A 15,141-nucleotide genomic window follows, 5' to 3' on the forward strand; every position below is an offset into this window, starting at 1 on the left:
GCGGTTACCCGCGGCAGTCGTACGTGAGGAGAGACGCCATGCCGGCCGGAGCCAGCAGCAAGCGGGAGCGGCAGTACGAGCACATCAAGAAGGGCCAGCGGGAGCGCGGCACTTCCGAGGGCAGGGCCGAGGAGATCGCCGCGCGTACCGTCAACAAGGAGCGGGCGCAGACCGGCGAGTCCCGCCGGCGCAGCCGCACCTCCACACGGGACAAGCCCGCGCCCCAACGCGGCGGCGAGCGTTCGCACCGCGGGCCCGTCAGCCCGACCCGCGATCAGCTCTACAACGAGGCGAAGCAGCGCGGCGTCGAGGGGCGCTCCCGGATGAACAAGGCGCAGCTCGAAAAGGCGCTGGGCCGCAAGCGGAAGTAGCCGATGGCGGGCGCGGCCGCGCGACGCGGTCTGTACGCGGGGTCCGGCGACGGGGTATCCAGCGGGGTATGACCGACGTGAACTGCAACGGTGCGCACCTCGACACGTCCGCAGTCCCCGAGCCGGGCGAGCCGCCGGAGGAGGTCGTCTCCCGGCTGACGCTCGCCGAGAAGGCGTCGCTGACGAGCGGGGCCGACTTCTGGCACACGGAGGAGATAGCCCGTCCCGGCGGCGAGTTGCTCGTCCCCCGCGCCGCGTTGAGCGACGGGCCGCACGGGCTGCGGAAGCAGCCGGAGCAGGGCGAGCACCTCGGCGCGGGCGGCAGCGTCCCCGCCACCTGCTTCCCGCCCGCGGTCGGCGTCGGCTCCTCGCTCGACACCGGGCTGTTGGAGCGCGTCGGTGCGGCCGTCGCCGACGAGGCGCGCGCCGAGGGCGTGCACGTGGTGCTCGGCCCCGGGATCAACATCAAGCGCTCGCCGCTGTGCGGGCGGAACTTCGAGTACTACTCGGAGGATCCGCTCGTCTCGGGCGCCCTCGGCGCCGCGTTCGTGCGCGGGGTGCAGAGCCGCGGCGTGGGGGCCTCGCTGAAGCACTTCGCGGCCAACAACCAGGAGCACGACCGTCTGCGGATCAGCGCCGAGGTCGACGAACGCCCGCTGCGCGAGATCTACTTGCGCGGGTTCGCGCGGGTGGTCGCCGAGGCGCAGCCGTGGACGGTGATGTGCTCCTACAACCGGCTCAACGGCGTCTACGCCTCGCAGCACGCGTGGCTCCTCACACAGGTGCTGCGCGAGGAGTGGGGGTTCGACGGGCTCGTCGTCTCCGACTGGGGCGCCGTCGACGACCGGGTCGCCGGCCTGGCGGCCGGGCTCGACCTGGAGATGCCGTCGAGCGGGGGCCGCACCGACGCGCAGCTCGTGGAGGCCGTCCGCAGCGGCGAGTTGGAGGAGTCCGCGCTCGACCGCTCCGCGGGGCGCGTCGTGCGGCTCGTGCGCCGGGCGCACGCGGCGGCGGACTCCGGAGCGGCGTACGACGCGCAGGCGCACCACGCCCTCGCCAGGGAGGCGGCGGCGCGCAGCATCGTGCTGCTGAAGAACGAGGGCGGACTGCTCCCCCTCGCCGAGGACGGCCAACGCCTCGCCGTGCTGGGCGAGTTCGCACGGACCCCGCGCTACCAGGGCGGCGGCAGCTCGCACATCAACCCCACACGGGTCGACTCGGCGCTCGACGAGTTCGTCCGGCGCCTCGGCTCCGAGCAGGTCGACTTCGCCCCCGGCTTCCCGCTGGAGGGCGACGAGAGCGACGAGGGGAAGCTGCTCGCCAACGCCGTCACGGCCGCCGCGTCCGCGCACACCGCCGTCGTCTTCCTCGGGCTGCCCGCGGAGGCGGAGTCGGAGGGGTACGACAGGGCGCACATGCGGCTGCCCGAACCCCAACTCCGGCTGCTCGACGCCGTCCTGGAGGTCAACCCGCGCACCGTCGCCGTGCTCTCCAACGGTGGCGCCGTCGAGGTCTCCGGGTTCGCCGACGCGGTGCCCGCCCTGCTGGAGGGCTGGCTGCTGGGGCAGGCGGGCGGCTCCGCGACCGTCGACGTCCTCTACGGCGACGTCAACCCCTCGGCGCGGCTCACCGAGACCCTTCCGCACCGCCTCCAGGACACCCCCGCGTACCTCGACTTCCCCGGCGAACTGGGCCGCGTCCGGTACGGCGAGGGCGTCTTCGTCGGATACCGCTGGTACGACGCGCGCCAGGCGGACGTCGCCTTCCCCTTCGGGCACGGGCTCTCCTACACCACCTTCGGGTACCGCGACCTCGCCGTCGCGCAGGACGCGGACGGGCTCCTCGTGCGGTGCGCCGTCGCCAACACCGGGCGGCGGGCCGGTCGGGAGGTCGTCCAGGTCTACGTCGGCCGCCCGGACTCCCGCGTGGCGCGTCCGCCGCGCGAGCTGAAAGCCTTCGCCTCCGTCCACCTGGAACCGGGCGAGGAACGGGAGGTGGAGCTGCGGGTGCGGCGCGCCGACCTCGCGTACTGGGACACGCGGGTGGGCAGGTGGCTCGTCGAGGGCGGCCGCCACACGGTCGACGTCGGCGCCTCCAGCCGCGACCTGCGGCTGAGCACCCGCACCGAGCTGGCGGGCGACGACGCCGACCTCCCGCTCGGCCTCCACTCCACCCTCGGCGAACTGCTCGCACACCCCGTCGCGGGCCCGGCGTTCCGCAGGGCCGCCGCCTCCGCCGTGGGCGAGGAGGCGGTCTCGGGGCTCCTCGACGACCCGACGATGCAGCAGATGGCGGCCTCCTTTCCCGTCGGCAGGCTCCCCTCGTTCTTCGGCGCGACGCTGGACCTGGAACGGTTGGAGCAGCTCCTCGGGGAGGCGAATGAGGGACGGTAGGGCGGAAGTCGGGGACGGCGTCCGGCGGTTGGAGGCGTTCCGCCGTGCGACGCGCTCCGCGGGCAGGCCCGGTGCCGGGTGCCGTCGCCTCCGGTCGACCGGTTCGTGTGCGGTGGTGGGTCGGTTCTCGGCGCCGTCTCGCTCCTGTCGGCGGGAGTTGTGCGCGGTGGGAGCGTCGGCCGGGCTCGCATCGTCCGCGGGTGGTGCCCGGCGGTTGGGGGGCTCGGCGGACTTGTGCGGGCGGGGCCTGCCGGGGCGGCCGTCGCCTCGTGCCGACGGGGCCCGTGTGGCGGCCGCGTGGGGCCGCGCTTGCCTGCCTCGGTGGTTCGGGCGCGGCGGCGTACGGCAAGCGGTGTGCAGGAACGGGACCAACTCGGCTCCGCTGCGGTGTACTTGCACGCCCGCCGCGCCTGCCTGCCCTCGCGCGCCGGGGCGTCCTGCCGCGCTGGGGCGACGTGCGCCGGAGTCCGCTCGGCGGCGCGCACCGGAACCGTACGAACGGGTGATCCCGGAGCCCGCTGGTACGGCAGCGGCCCGCGCCCGGCGCCGCACGCGGGAGGGTGTCGGGGGAAGGCGCCCCCGCGCCGTGGCAACGCGCCCGCGTAGCCGGGGGGTTGGGGCAGGCAGCGAGCGAGAGGCGGGCACCCGGTGAGCGACACCCCGATCGAGGAGTACGGCCTCCTCTCCGACCGGCACGGCGCCGCGCTCGTCAGCAGGGAGGGCAGCGTCGACTGGCTCTGCCTCCCCCGCTTCGACAGCCCCGCACTCTTCGCCCGGCTCCTCGACGACTCCGCGGGCCACTGGCTCGTACGCCCCGAGCACACCCTGCACACCGCACGCCGCTACTTGCCGGGAACGATGGTGCTGCGCACGGAGTTCACCACGGAGACCGGCACCGTCGAGCTCACCGACGCGCTCGCACTCGGCGCCAGCGGGGACCCGCACCGGCTCGGCGAGGGCGCGGAGCACCTCCTCATCCGGTCCGTCCGGTGCACCAAGGGCTCCGCCGAGGTCCGCGTCGAGTACCGGCCGCGTCCCGAGTACGGCCGCGTCGTCCCCGTCCTGCGGGCGTTCGACGGAGGGTTGCGGGCGCGCGGCGGCCCCGCGGCGCTCGCGCTGAGCAGCCCCGTCGCGCTGGACACGGGCGACGGGGCCGCCGGCACCGTGCTCGCGCTCTCCGAGGGCGAGACGGTCCGGCTCGCGCTGCACGCCGGAAGCCTCGACGGCCCGCTGCCGCGCCTGCTCGGCCAGCGCGAGATCGGCGAGCGCCTCGCCGCGACGGCGACGGCCTGGCGCTCCTGGTCCCGCCTCCACCAGGACTACCAAGGACCGTGGCGCCGCGAGGTGCTCGACTCGGGACGCGTCCTCCAGGCGCTCTCCTACCAACCGACGGGCGCGATCGTCGCGGCGGCGACCACCTCCCTGCCCGAGGAGGTCGGCGGCGTGCGGAACTGGGACTACCGGTACAGCTGGGTGCGGGACGCGGCGCTCAGCATGGACGCCCTCGGCTCCTCGGCGTGCCTCGACGAGGTGGCCCACTTCTTCGCCTTCATGACCGACGCGGCGGCCACCGACTGGCCGCGCACCCACCTCCAGATCATGTACGGCATCGGCGGCGAACGCGACCTGACGGAGCGGGAGTTGCCGCACCTCGCCGGGTGGCGCGGCAGCGTGCCCGTACGAGTGGGGAACGCCGCCTGGACGCAGGCGCAGCTCGACTCCTACGGCGAACTCCTCGCCTGCGCCGAACGCTTCGCCGACCGGCTCGACCCGGACGACGCCGCGCAGCACGCCTTCCTCGTCTCGCTCGCCGACACGGCCGCCGAGGAGTGGCGCACGCCCGACCACGGGATCTGGGAAGTGCGCGGCCCCGCACAGCACTTCGTCCACTCCAAGCTCATGTGCTGGGTCGCCCTCGACCGTGCCCTCCGCCTCGCCGACCGCATCGGCGCGCGCCATCGCGTCGAGGGCTGGAAGCGCGACCGCGAGGAGATCCGGGAGGCGATCCTCGAGCACGGCTGGAACACCCGGACCGGCGCGTTCACGCAGTACTTCGGCTCGGAGGACCTCGACGCCTCCACGCTGATGCTGCCGATCTCCGGCTTCCTGCCCCCGACCGACGAGCGCGCTCTCGCCACGATCGACGCCGTCGCCGCACACCTCACGGACGCGGGTTCAGGGCTCGTACGCAGGTACCGCAGTGCGGCACCCGTCGACGGCCTGGAGGGCAGCGAGGGCAGCTTCCTTCTCTGCACGTTCTGGCTCGCCCAGGCCCAGGCGCTCGCCGGCCGTCTCGAAGAGGCCCGCACTGTTTTCGAACGCGCCGCCTCCTACGCCAACGACCTCGGCCTCCTCGCCGAACAGGTCGACGCCGGCACCGGGTCCCTTCTGGGCAACTACCCGCAGGCGTTCAGCCACATCGGCCTCATCAACGCGGCCCACGCCATCGGCCAGGCGGAGGGGACCCTCAGCCGTCCTCTCCGGGGGCCCTGCGCCTGACCGCGCCGTCGTGTGCGGCGGAGGGCGACCGGGAGTCGGTGGGGGCGGCGGTTGGTCACGACCGCCGGTGGACCTTGCGGAGTTGAGGAGGTGCAACCGGCGGAGACGGAGTCCCGAGGACCTTTTCCGGCCCGGTCCGAGCCCTTCCGGGCAGTACCGCGTCAGTCTGCTCCGCCGCAGGCCACTGCGGCGGAGTGTCCGGCTCGTTCCGGGCCGCTCCGGCTGGTTCCGGGGCTGCCGCTCACGCGCTGCCCACGCAGAGAGACCTGCGCCATCGCTTCTGACTTGCGCGGTTGCACGCAGCGGGCGCCGCTCAGTGCATGCTGAGAAGCCCCGGCCGGTGAACACCACCGAGCCGGGGCTTCGCCGCGCTGTGGAGCAGTCAGTGCTGCGCGTTGTCCTCGGGCTCTCCGCCGACGGCGGGCGGGTTCGGTTCAGCAGGGGCCGTGCGGAACCGCAGGCACCCGTACGTACCGAACAGACCGATCAACTGCGGCAGATGGGCGCGAGCCGCACTGCGGCCCAGGGGCTCTTTCCTCACCCGCGCCCCTCCAGGTCCGCCCACACGATCTTGCCCCAGCGTCGCTCATCCGTGCCCCAGTCGGCGGCCAGCGCCGCGACGAGACGCAGGCCGCGCCCGCCCTCTTCGCTGCCGTCCGCCTCGTGCTCCACCGGCCGCGCCCGGGAGAGGTCCGCGACGCCGACCCGCACCCGTGCGGCGTCGCGGTGGTCGATGACGACTCGGATGGACTCCCGGCGGGCGTGCTGTACGGCGTTGGCCACCAGCTCGGAGACGATCAGCGCCCCGTCCTCGGCCAAGTCGTTCAACCCCCAGACAGCACAGGCTGCATGAAGCAGGCGCCGCGCGGTCGCGGCACTTTCCGGCTGGCGGGGCAGGGTCTCGCTGTACCTGGCGCGCCCGGTCTGACGGGCCGGGGTTGTAGGTTGCGGCATGTCGGTCTGCTTCCTTCAGATCGGCCAGCCCCGGGGCCGTTCGCGCGGTCGCCGGGGCGCTTCGCGTTCAGGTAACCGGGGGGCGTGATCATGCGGAGGAGCCAACCGGGGGCCAGGGAGGGGCCACACTGAATACAGAAGGGGGGGCACCATGAGCGACACCGCCGACCGACGCCGTGAGTTCGGCGCCTACCTCGCCGGTCTGCGGCGGCACTCCGACCGCTCGCAACGGCAGTTCGCCGCCGTGCTCTGCGCCGTGTCCGGCGCCCAGTCACTCACGCGGAACGAGGTCTCCCGGTGGGAGCGCGGGGAGCGCATCCCGGATGTGTGGCTGCCCACCTTCGCGCGGGTACTCGGCGTGCCGCTGCGTGAGCTGGAGCAAGCAGCCGCGTACGCCCGGGGGGACGCTCAGGCCGGACTGCCCCGGATCGCGGCCACCCTCGCGGACCTACTGCCCGACGGGGACGCGCTGGAGCCCCTGGCGGCTCCCCGCGGCCGTCGGGTCGGTGCCACCACCGTGGAGGGCCTGGCGGCTCGCGTGCACGGCCTCCGGCTCGCGGACGACGTGCTGTCCGGCGGGGACCTGATCGCCCCCGCATTCCGTGAGCTGCGCGCCGCCGTCCGGCTGTACCGCGAGTCCGAGCATTCCGAGGAGACGGGGCGTGGCCTGCTGGTGCAGGTCGGGGAGTTGGGGCAGATCGCCGGGTGGATCGCCTCGGACGCCGGTCGGGGCGAGGAAGCGGAGCACACCTACCGGCTCGGCCTCTCGGCCGCCCGCCAGGCCGGGGATGCGCCGCTGGTTGCACAGCTCGCGGGCAGCCTCGGCTACCATCTGACCAACAGCGGCCGGGAGCGGGAGGGTCTGGAGTGGACGAAGGCAGCCGTTGCGGAGGCCGGGCCGGACGCTCCGGCCACGACACGCGCCCTGTTCCTCGATCGCGTGGCGTGGGCGCATACGCGTGCCGGGGAGACGCAACCGGCTCTACGGGCGCTCGGGGAGGCGCACGCCGCCCTGGACACCACGGACGGCCCTCCGGCGCCGACGTGGGCGTACTGGGTGAACCGCGAAGAGCTGGAGGTCATGGACGCCCGGGTGTTCACCGAACTGCGCCGCCCGCTGCGTGCGGTGCCGCTGCTTCAGCACGTGCTGGGACGGTACGACGCCACGCACGCCCGGGAGGTCGCGCTGTACCGCTCGTGGCTGGCCGTGGCACTGGCCGACGCCAACGAGCCCGAGCAGGCCGCCGAAGAGGCCCGCCGCGTCATCGACACGTCCGGGGATATTTCCTCGGAGCGCACGGCGGAGAGGGCCCGTACGGTCCTGCACCGACTGAAGCGGCACGAGAACGTACCCGAGGCGCGCGAAGTGCTGGCTGACTACGGGCACTTGTTGCTCACGTAGTTGCACAGCTCCCTCGCCCACGTCTCATTGGCGTACAGCGTCCGCAAGAGGTCACCCAACCTCTCTGCGCTCTCCGCCACGCGACACCGCGACTCTGATCCACGCAGGACGATGACCGGAGAGGCGCAGGAGCGGAGCAACAGCGCCCGAGCAACGACGAGTTGGCGGACCGGGCGAGTCGTTGCGCCGCGTCGTCGTGGAGCACCCGGCCTCGCTGGAGGCGCAGGCGGGCCGTACCGCGGCGCGGCCCGAACGGTGTCGCCGGGCCGCGCGGGCCGGTTCAGACGTTGACGCCGAAGTCCTGGGCGATGCCCGCGAGTCCGGAGGCGTAGCCTTGGCCGACGGCGCGGAACTTCCACTCGGCGCCGTGGCGGTAGAGCTCGCCGAAGACCATCGCGGTCTCCGTCGCGGCGTCCTCGGTGAGGTCGTAGCGGGCGAGTTCGGAGCCGTCGGCGCTGTTGACGACGCGGATGAAGGCGTTGCGGACCTGGCCGAAGCTCTGGTTCCGCTCCTCGGCGTCGTAGATCGAGACGGGGAAGACGACCTTCTCGACCTCGGCGGGCACCTGGGAGAGGTCGACCTGGATCTGCTCGTCGTCCCCGCCGCTGCCGCCGGTGAGGTCGTCGCCGGAGTGCACCACCGAACCCTCGGGGCTGCGCAGGTTGTTGAAGAAGACGAAGTGCTGATCGCTGGGGACCTTGCCGGCCGCGTCGCAGAGGAGTGCGGAGGCGTCGAGGTCGTAGTCGGCACCCGTGGTGGTGCGGACCTCCCAGCCGAGGCCCACCATGACGGCGGTGAGCCCGGGGGCCTCCTTGCTCAGCGAGACGTTGCCGCCCTTGGACAGGGTCACACCCATGGGAATACCTCCACTGCTTCTCTGCCGCCGCGGACCGTCCCGCGTGCGGTGCGGGTGATACGCGGGGTGGTGTGCTGCTGCGTGGTGAACGGGCCGGGCGCGCGCGGAGTTCCAAGATTGCGCAATCACTTAACTGCGACTGACCGGCGGGTTCCGCTCCGCGCGGGGCTTTGTGGCGACCCTGCGCCGAACTCGTTGAGTGCGCGGGGTAGTTCGGCTCGACGAGCTGGGGCCTGTCGGAGAGAAGTACGCGCCGTCGCACACAGACGTGCAAGGCCTCGAAGGCAATGCGAATCGGAGGCGAAGCCCCTCCGCGCCCTCGATGCTCGGGTCGCGGCGAGAGCCGAGCCCTTCGGGGAGTTTGGTGGTGAAGACCCGAACGCTTCTCACTTGCGGTTCTGCGGTGCTACATGCCCTGGCCGGCGGAGGTACGAACCGTCAGACGACGAACGTCCCTTTGTTGGGGAGCGTGGCCACCAATCCCCGGTCACGCAGTTCCCGCACCGCCCGGCGGACCGTGCCGGGTGCCACGCCGTACTGAGCGCCCATGTCCCGCTCGTTGGGTAGCCGCGCACCCTTCGGGAGTCGGCCGGTGCGGATCTCCTCCGCCACGGCGTCAGCGACCTTGACGTACTCGTACTGAATCTCTGTCACAGTGCCAGAGTGCGGCCCTCTGCCGCCGCACGCCGCTACAGGTGGTCCCGTAGTGTGGCATACAGTGGAGTGTGGCGGTATAGAGTGGGTGGCTCGTGGAGAACCCCCGCGACCGTGTGACCGGCCCGGGGCATGGCCAACCGCTGAAGAGGAGCGATCGACGTGTCCAACCCTCGCGACATGCGCCGCGCGCCGTGGCGCACGCCGAACGGCGGACCGGCGTTCTTCGTCTCCGACGACCAAGACGGCATGCTTGCTGCACTCGCGGACAATGCTGAGTCCACGCTCACCGAGAACGCGAGAACTACGCTGCAATTCGCGGACACGGTCCTCGCGAGGGGAGCCGCGGAGCCCATCGAGGTCCGCTACCTGGCCAAGACGCTGTACCAGTCGCTACAGGATGCGTTGTACGTTGCTGAGCTGCGCGGCGAACGCCTGGGAATGGAGGAGTAGGCGCGCAAACCGGCGACGGGTGCGCATCGTTGGGCGCCGGGCAGCGGCGGCGGAGCACCCGCTTCCATAGCTGCGCGTTCCCCGGATGCGGCGTCGGTGTCAGTGCCGGGACCTATAACTGTGCGCATGACTCCGGAACCCGTGCACTGGAAGCTCGTCGTCGACGCCCACGACCCGCACGCGCAGGCCGAGTTCTGGGCCGCCGCACTCCACTACACGTTCGAGGACCACAGCGTCCTCATCGGCAAGCTCCTGGGGCTCGGCGCGATCACCCCGGAACTGGTGCTCCGCCACCGGGAGCGCGACGCCTGGCGGGACGCCGCCGCGGTGCGCCATCCCGCCGACCCGCACGACCCGGAGAGCGGCACAGGACTCGGCCGCCGCCTGCTCTTCAACCGCGTCCCACTGCCGGAGGAGACGGCGAAGAACCGTCTCCACATCGACCTGCACGGCCCCGAAGGCGCCCGCGATCCGGAGGTGCAGCGCCTCCGCGCCCTCGGCGCCCGCGTCGAGGCGCACGTCGAGGAACCGGCGGGGAGCTGGACGGTGATGACGGACCCGGAAGGCAACGAGTTCTGCGTGCACTGAAGCAGCGCCGCCGGGTCGAGGGCGGTCGTGCGAGATCAGGCGGAGGGGCACAACGTTCAAGTGGCCAGCGCGGGTTGCTGCTGCGGTGTTGGATGCGGTGCCTCGGACATCGGGCGTGGAGACGCCCGGCGACGGGTGCGTGGCGCGTGGTGCCGGACGTGGAATGCCGGGGCGAGCATTGGGTGCCGGCCGCCGGTGCGGTACACGGGACGCCGAGAGGGCGCCGGGCATGGACGCCGAGGGTGTCGGGCAAGCCGCATGCCGGACACGGGGCGCCGGACGCTGGTGCCGGACGTGGAATGCCGGGCGCCAAGCATCGGGCGCCGGACTGGATGCGGGACGCAGGTCGCGGGACGTAGGACGTCGGGTGCCGGACGCCGGACGCCGGACATGGGAACGGGAGACGTGGGGCGCCGGACGCGGGATGCCGAAAGCCGCATGCCGGGCGCGGGACGCCGGCCTCGACGGGGCCGCGCGAGACCGCCGATGACGCGAGCACGCCCGCCGTGACTGCGTCGCCGCGCGCCAACTCACGGGAAACAACCACGTCCCCGCCCCGCCGCCCGGTCGTCCCGTCTCAGTCCGACGTCCGCTCCGAGTCCCCCGGGGCGCTCCGCAGGCTGCGGAAGCCGGGGGTGGCGAAGTCGGGGCTGGAGAAGTCGGGAGCGGCGTACCCGGGGCCGTCCTCGGTGCCGTCGTCCTCCGTTTCGTCGGTGCCGGTGCCGGTGCCGGTGCCGGTGCCGGTGCCGCGCTGCGGCGGGAGCGTAACGCCCGCGGAGGGCGCCGAACGAGCGGGCGCATCACCGGTGTTGGAGCGCTGGCCGCCGCCGGGCCTGAGCTGCTTGCGCAGGTACGGGAGGACGCCGCGGTCCCGGAGAGCGGTGAGCCACGCTTCGCGTGCCTCGTCTTCCGCCTGCGCCGCCTCGGGGGAGACGGGGCCGTGCCGGTGGAGCGGACGGTTTCGCAGCGCCCCGACGGCGACGCCCACGAGGGCCGCGAGCAGCGCGACGAGCGCCACCACCAGAGTCGTCCAGCCCGCCGTGACCAACCCGTCGGCGAGCGGCGGGGGTTCGCTGAGTATCCGGAGGCCGTAGCCGCCCGCGAGGAAGACCAGCGCGGCGATGGCGGCGAGCGAGGGGACGATGGCGCCGAGCGCCTGGAGGACGGCGCGGGTCGTCCAGGGGGCGTGCGGCTCGTCGGGGTGTCTGCGGCGGGGGATGCCGGAGCGGGCCGGGCGGGGGCGCCTGCGGGCGAGGTAGGCGCGGTACTCGGGGGCGGCCGGTGCTGCCACGGAGTCGGTCGCGCGGAGCGCGCGGGCGCGCAGCCTGCGGGCGTCCAGGCGGGTTTCGGGAGCGTCGAGGAGGGATTCGATCTCATCGGAGCCGATCGCCTCGTCGAGTACCCTCTCGAACTCCGGCCTGTCCTCCGCCTTGAGACGGTTGGCGCGGTCCATGGACACCCCCGGTTGCAGTGGAACGGCGTGCGTACGCCCGGCGGCCTTGCTGCGGGCGGCGGTGCGTGCACCGCTCCGCCTCCTCGACCGGCCGGCGGGGAGCCGCTCCGGCAGGCGAGCGTGAACGGTGCTGCACTCGCCATTCTATTTCCCGGATTGCGCAATCCCTAAAGCGAGTTGGTCACGCTCGGTCGGGTGGATTGCCGACTCGTCGCCTTCACGCGACATCCCTACCCGTCCGCGTCCCTTCCTCACCTGCGGCGAAGCGAGAGGGCACCGCCCTGCCCGCGACTCGTGCGGCGTCGCGCTCTGCGACGTCCCCGTGTGCGGGGTGGCCGAATCCCTCACTGTACGCGGCGAGTTCACGCCGTCTTTCGTACCGGCGCCGGGCCACGACGAGAGCGGCGGCGTAGAGCCCGAGCACCGGGACGAGCAGCGCGTAGTACAGCGGCGGCAGACCCGTCATGCCGAGCGGCGGGGCGAGCGGCGAGAGCGGCAGCACCACGCCGACGCAGGCGAGTCCGGCGACGGCCGCGAGCACGGGGCGCGGCACGGCACCGCACCCCGGCGCGTACGGCGCGCGCCCCGTACGCAGCAGGAGGATGACGAGCGCCTGGGTGAGCAGGTTCTCCGTGAACCAGCCGGCGTGGAACTCGTCCTGCCCGCCAGGTCCCAGCGCCCCGTGCACGGCGAGCGCGAGCACCGCGAAGGTCGCGAGGTCGGCGACAGCGTTGAGCAGGCCGAAACCCGCGACGAAGCCGAGGAGTTCGCGCGGGCGCAGCGCCGTGGGCCTCCGCAGCGACACGGGGGCCGGCCGGTCGAACGCGAAGGCGAGCTGGGCGGCGTCGAAGCAGAGGTTCTGGACGAGGACCTGCGCGGGGAACATGGGCAGGAACGGCAGCAGGAGCCCGGCGACGAGCATCGCCAGCACGTTGCCGAGGTTGGAGGAGAGGACGGCCCTCAAATAGGCACCGAGGTTGGCCCCGCACCGCCTGCCCACCGTGACGGCCCCGGTGACGGCGGTGAGGTCCTTCGCCGCGCCGACGGCCACCACGATGTCCGCCGCCTCGCGCGCCACGGGCGCCGCGTCGCGCGGGGCGAGGCCGACGTCCGCCGACTGGAGCGCGGGCAGGTCGTTGACGCCGTCCCCCAGGTACGCCGTGGTGCGCCCCCGGGCGCGCAGCGCGGTGACGACGCGGGCCTTCTGCTCCGGCGTGCACCGCGCGAAGACGTCGGTTCGCTCGGCGGCGTCGGCGAGTTGGGCGTCGTCGAGGCGGTCCGTCGCGTCGCCGGTGAGAACCGGGGTGCGGACGCCTGGAGGGCCGAACTCCTGTGTCGCGGGGTGCGCGGGCCCGTGCGCGGCGAGGCCGAGATCGCGTGCCGCTCGCGCCGCGGTGCCGGGGTGATCGCCGGTGAGGAGCTTCACGGAGACGCCGAGGGATGCGAGCTCGGCGAGCGCCTCCGCGGCCGAGGGGTCGGGTGCGTCGCGGAGGCCGACGTAGCCGAGGAGGGTCAGACCGCTCTCGTCGGCCCGGGTGTACCGCGTCGTCCGTGCCGGGCGCTCCGCTGCCGCCACGGCGAGGACGCGCAGCCCGTCGTCCCCGAAGTCGGCGGCACGGCGCAGGAGTCGGCTGCGCTCCTGCTCGTCGAGAGGGCGCTCGGTGCCGTCCGGGAGGCGCAGGCCCGTGCAGCGCTCCAGGATCTGCTCCGGGGCGCCCTTGCTGACGAGCGTGTGGAAGCCGGCGCGCTGCGGTGTGCGCACCACGGCGCAGGCGCTGCGGTGCGCCGGGTCGAGCGGCAGCGCGTCGACGCCCTCGTACGCCCATGGTGAGGCGGGATCGGCGACGGTCTCCTCCGCCGCCTCCAGCAGTGCCTCGTCGAGTGCGTCCGGGTGGGGCGCGTCGGCCAGTTGGAGCGTCCACAGGCTGTTGACGGCGGCCCAGTGGGCGACGAGCGGTTCGGCGGTGCCCGTACCGTCCACCGAGCAGTCGAGGACGGGGCGGCCCTGCGTGAGCGTGCCGGTCTTGTCGGTGCAGAGGACCTCGGCCGCACCGAGGTCGTGGAGCGCGGGCAGGCGCTTGACGAGCACCTCGCCGTCCCCGGCGAGCCGCGCCGCGCCCCGCGACAGCGCCGTCGAGACGACGACGGGGAGCATCTCGGGCGTCAGCGCGACGGCCACGGCGACCGCGAACGGCAGCGTCGCGAGGCCCCGTCCGCGCAGCAGCGCGTCGACGAGGAGGGCGGCGGGCGGCAGCAGCAGCATGAACCGCATGAGCATCCACGCGACTTGGCTGACCGCCCGGTCGAAGGCCCCGCCGCCCCGCCGCCGCTGCCGGCGGTAGGCGGAGGCGAAGCGGGTGCGCGCCCCCGTCGCCACGACGACGGCCCGCCCCGTACCGGCGGCGACGCTGCTGCCCTGGAAGCACAGGTGCGGCCCCTCGAACGGCCCGAGGTCCCGGTCGGGCTCCTCGACCGGGTACTTGGGGACCGGCGCCGACTCGCCCGTCAGCGCCGACTGCCGCACCGTGAGCCCGGAGGCGCGCAGCAGGCGGAGGTCGGCGGGGACCGCGTCGCCGGGAGCGAGGCGGACGACGTCGCCGGGCACGAGCTCGTCGACGGGGAGCTCCCGTACGGCGGACGGCGCGCCCTCCGCGGCCCGGCGCTGCACGGTGGCGGTGGCGGCGAGGAGTTCGCGCAGCCTCGACGTCGAGCGGTCGGCGCGGTGCTCGCCCGCTGCCCGCAGCCCCGACCCGACGAGCACCAGCAGCGAGATGGTGCACGCCGTCCCCCACGAGGCGACCGCTGCCGAGACGACGGCGAGCGTGAGCAGCACCGCGGCGAAGGGGTCGCGCAGCGCCAGCAGCAGCCGCCGCGGCCACGACGGGGTCCCGCGGTCGGGGAGCGCGTTCTCGCCCCAGTGCGCCAACCGCCCCTCCGCTTCGGCCTCGTGGAGACCGCGCGGTCCTGTGCCCAGGTGGCGGAGGGTTTCGAGGGAGGTGCCGGCCGTTGCGGGGTCCGGTGCCGTCCGCGGCGGGCCCGTGGCTCCGTAGGAGACGGGCAGGGAGCGCGGCGCGGGGCCCGTCCGGCGGCCCGGGAGGCGCTGGTTCGGCCTGGTGCGGTGGTCAGGCTCCGAGGCCATGCGCGGTCCCCGGCGCTTCGGTTCCGTGGCCGCCGCGTTCGCTCAGCCGCCCGACGAGCCAGCGGACGAGTGTCACGACGTCCGGGTCGTCGACGAGGTACACCACTCGGCGCCCCTCGCGTCTGGAGCGTACGAGCCCGGCGAGCTTCAGTTTGGCGAGGTGCTGGCTGACGGCGGGGAGGGTGCCGCCGACGCGCTGTGCGAGATGGCTCACATCGGACTCGTGCTGGGCGAGCGCCCAGACGAGGTGGAGGCGGGCGGGGGAGGCGAGGAGCCCGAAAGCGGCCGCCGCCTCGGCGAGCACTTCGCTGGACGGGTCGCCGTGCGGGGTGCTCGTCGGTTCGTCGAAGCCGCCGTTCTGCGCCGCCACCGAAACCCC

At 73.8% G+C, this 15,141-nt stretch carries 12 protein-coding genes; 6 read left to right on the plus strand and 6 right to left on the minus strand.

Annotated features, from left to right (window positions below; translation table 11 throughout):
- Positions 1–38 precede the first annotated feature (38 nt).
- From UWG_RS0105970 to UWG_RS0105980, 3 genes are all read left to right on the plus strand, one after another.
- Positions 39–371, plus strand: a complete 333-nt coding sequence (locus UWG_RS0105970) for a hypothetical protein (RefSeq protein WP_016906292.1) — start codon at positions 39–41, stop codon at positions 369–371.
- 68 nt (positions 372–439) lie between these two features.
- Positions 440–2,764 carry a glycoside hydrolase family 3 C-terminal domain-containing protein gene (locus UWG_RS0105975; protein WP_016906293.1) on the plus strand — a complete coding sequence of 775 codons (2,325 nt, stop codon included), beginning with the start codon at positions 440–442 and terminating at the stop codon, positions 2,762–2,764.
- Positions 2,765–3,412: 648 nt separating this feature from the next.
- Entirely contained in the window at positions 3,413–5,263 is a 1,851-nt protein-coding gene (locus tag UWG_RS0105980) for a glycoside hydrolase family 15 protein (RefSeq protein WP_016906294.1), read from the plus strand.
- 537 nt (positions 5,264–5,800) lie between these two features.
- Here UWG_RS0105980 and UWG_RS0105985 read toward each other — a convergent pair.
- Positions 5,801–6,217, minus strand: a complete 417-nt coding sequence (locus tag UWG_RS0105985) for an ATP-binding protein (RefSeq protein ID WP_029391206.1) — start codon at positions 6,215–6,217, stop codon at positions 5,801–5,803.
- Between the two features lie 151 nt (positions 6,218–6,368).
- On the opposite strand from UWG_RS0105985, the gene UWG_RS0105990 reads away from it, so the two are divergent.
- Positions 6,369–7,619, plus strand: coding sequence for a helix-turn-helix domain-containing protein (locus UWG_RS0105990; protein ID WP_016906296.1), 1,251 nt, complete (start codon positions 6,369–6,371; stop codon positions 7,617–7,619).
- 280 nt (positions 7,620–7,899) lie between these two features.
- Here the strand turns inward: UWG_RS0105990 and UWG_RS0105995 are convergent, their stop codons facing one another.
- A complete protein-coding gene (locus UWG_RS0105995) occupies positions 7,900–8,475 on the minus strand; it encodes a TerD family protein (protein WP_016906297.1) in 576 nt (191 codons plus the stop codon).
- A 438-nt stretch (positions 8,476–8,913) separates the two neighbouring features.
- Positions 8,914–9,129, minus strand: a complete 216-nt coding sequence (locus UWG_RS0106000) for a winged helix-turn-helix domain-containing protein (protein WP_016906298.1) — start codon at positions 9,127–9,129, stop codon at positions 8,914–8,916.
- Positions 9,130–9,291: 162 nt separating this feature from the next.
- On the opposite strand from UWG_RS0106000, the gene UWG_RS29530 reads away from it, so the two are divergent.
- Together UWG_RS29530 and UWG_RS0106010 are read left to right on the plus strand one after the other, a co-directional pair.
- Positions 9,292–9,582, plus strand: coding sequence for a hypothetical protein (locus tag UWG_RS29530; RefSeq protein ID WP_157838536.1), 291 nt, complete (start codon positions 9,292–9,294; stop codon positions 9,580–9,582).
- A 126-nt stretch (positions 9,583–9,708) separates the two neighbouring features.
- A complete protein-coding gene (locus UWG_RS0106010; RefSeq protein WP_016906300.1) occupies positions 9,709–10,170 on the plus strand; it encodes a VOC family protein in 462 nt (153 codons plus the stop codon).
- A gap of 577 nt (positions 10,171–10,747) precedes the next feature.
- Here UWG_RS0106010 and UWG_RS0106015 read toward each other — a convergent pair.
- The 3 genes from UWG_RS0106015 to UWG_RS0106025 all read right to left on the minus strand — a co-directional run bounded on the left by UWG_RS0106015 (position 10,748) and on the right by UWG_RS0106025 (position 15,132).
- Positions 10,748–11,623 (minus strand): hypothetical protein, encoded by an 876-nt coding sequence (locus UWG_RS0106015; RefSeq protein WP_016906301.1) that lies wholly within the window; start codon positions 11,621–11,623, stop codon positions 10,748–10,750.
- A gap of 217 nt (positions 11,624–11,840) precedes the next feature.
- Positions 11,841–14,762 (minus strand): magnesium-translocating P-type ATPase, encoded by a 2,922-nt coding sequence (gene mgtA / locus UWG_RS0106020; RefSeq protein ID WP_016906302.1) that lies wholly within the window; start codon positions 14,760–14,762, stop codon positions 11,841–11,843.
- Positions 14,746–15,132 (minus strand): ArsR/SmtB family transcription factor, encoded by a 387-nt coding sequence (locus UWG_RS0106025; RefSeq protein WP_016906303.1) that lies wholly within the window; start codon positions 15,130–15,132, stop codon positions 14,746–14,748. The genes mgtA and UWG_RS0106025 overlap by 17 nt, the downstream gene beginning before the upstream one ends.
- Positions 15,133–15,141: the final 9 nt, after the last annotated feature.

Source organism: Streptomyces xiaopingdaonensis, from assembly GCF_000262345.1.
GTDB classification, from domain to species: Bacteria; Actinomycetota; Actinomycetes; order Streptomycetales; family Streptomycetaceae; genus Streptomyces; species Streptomyces xiaopingdaonensis.

Excerpts from the sequence above, each read along its gene's own strand:
- UWG_RS0105970 (WP_016906292.1), top strand. The coding sequence starts at position 39 with ATGCCGGCCGGAGCCAGCAGCAAGCGGGAGCGGCAGTACGAGCACATC.
- UWG_RS0105975 (WP_016906293.1), top strand. The coding sequence starts at position 440 with ATGACCGACGTGAACTGCAACGGTGCGCACCTCGACACGTCCGCAGTC.
- UWG_RS0105985 (WP_029391206.1), bottom strand. The coding sequence starts at position 6,217 with ATGCCGCAACCTACAACCCCGGCCCGTCAGACCGGGCGCGCCAGGTAC.
- UWG_RS0105990 (WP_016906296.1), top strand. The coding sequence starts at position 6,369 with ATGAGCGACACCGCCGACCGACGCCGTGAGTTCGGCGCCTACCTCGCC.
- UWG_RS0105995 (WP_016906297.1), bottom strand. The coding sequence starts at position 8,475 with ATGGGTGTGACCCTGTCCAAGGGCGGCAACGTCTCGCTGAGCAAGGAG.
- UWG_RS0106010 (WP_016906300.1), top strand. The coding sequence starts at position 9,709 with ATGACTCCGGAACCCGTGCACTGGAAGCTCGTCGTCGACGCCCACGAC.
- UWG_RS0106015 (WP_016906301.1), bottom strand. The coding sequence starts at position 11,623 with ATGGACCGCGCCAACCGTCTCAAGGCGGAGGACAGGCCGGAGTTCGAG.
- mgtA (WP_016906302.1), bottom strand. The coding sequence starts at position 14,762 with ATGGCCTCGGAGCCTGACCACCGCACCAGGCCGAACCAGCGCCTCCCG.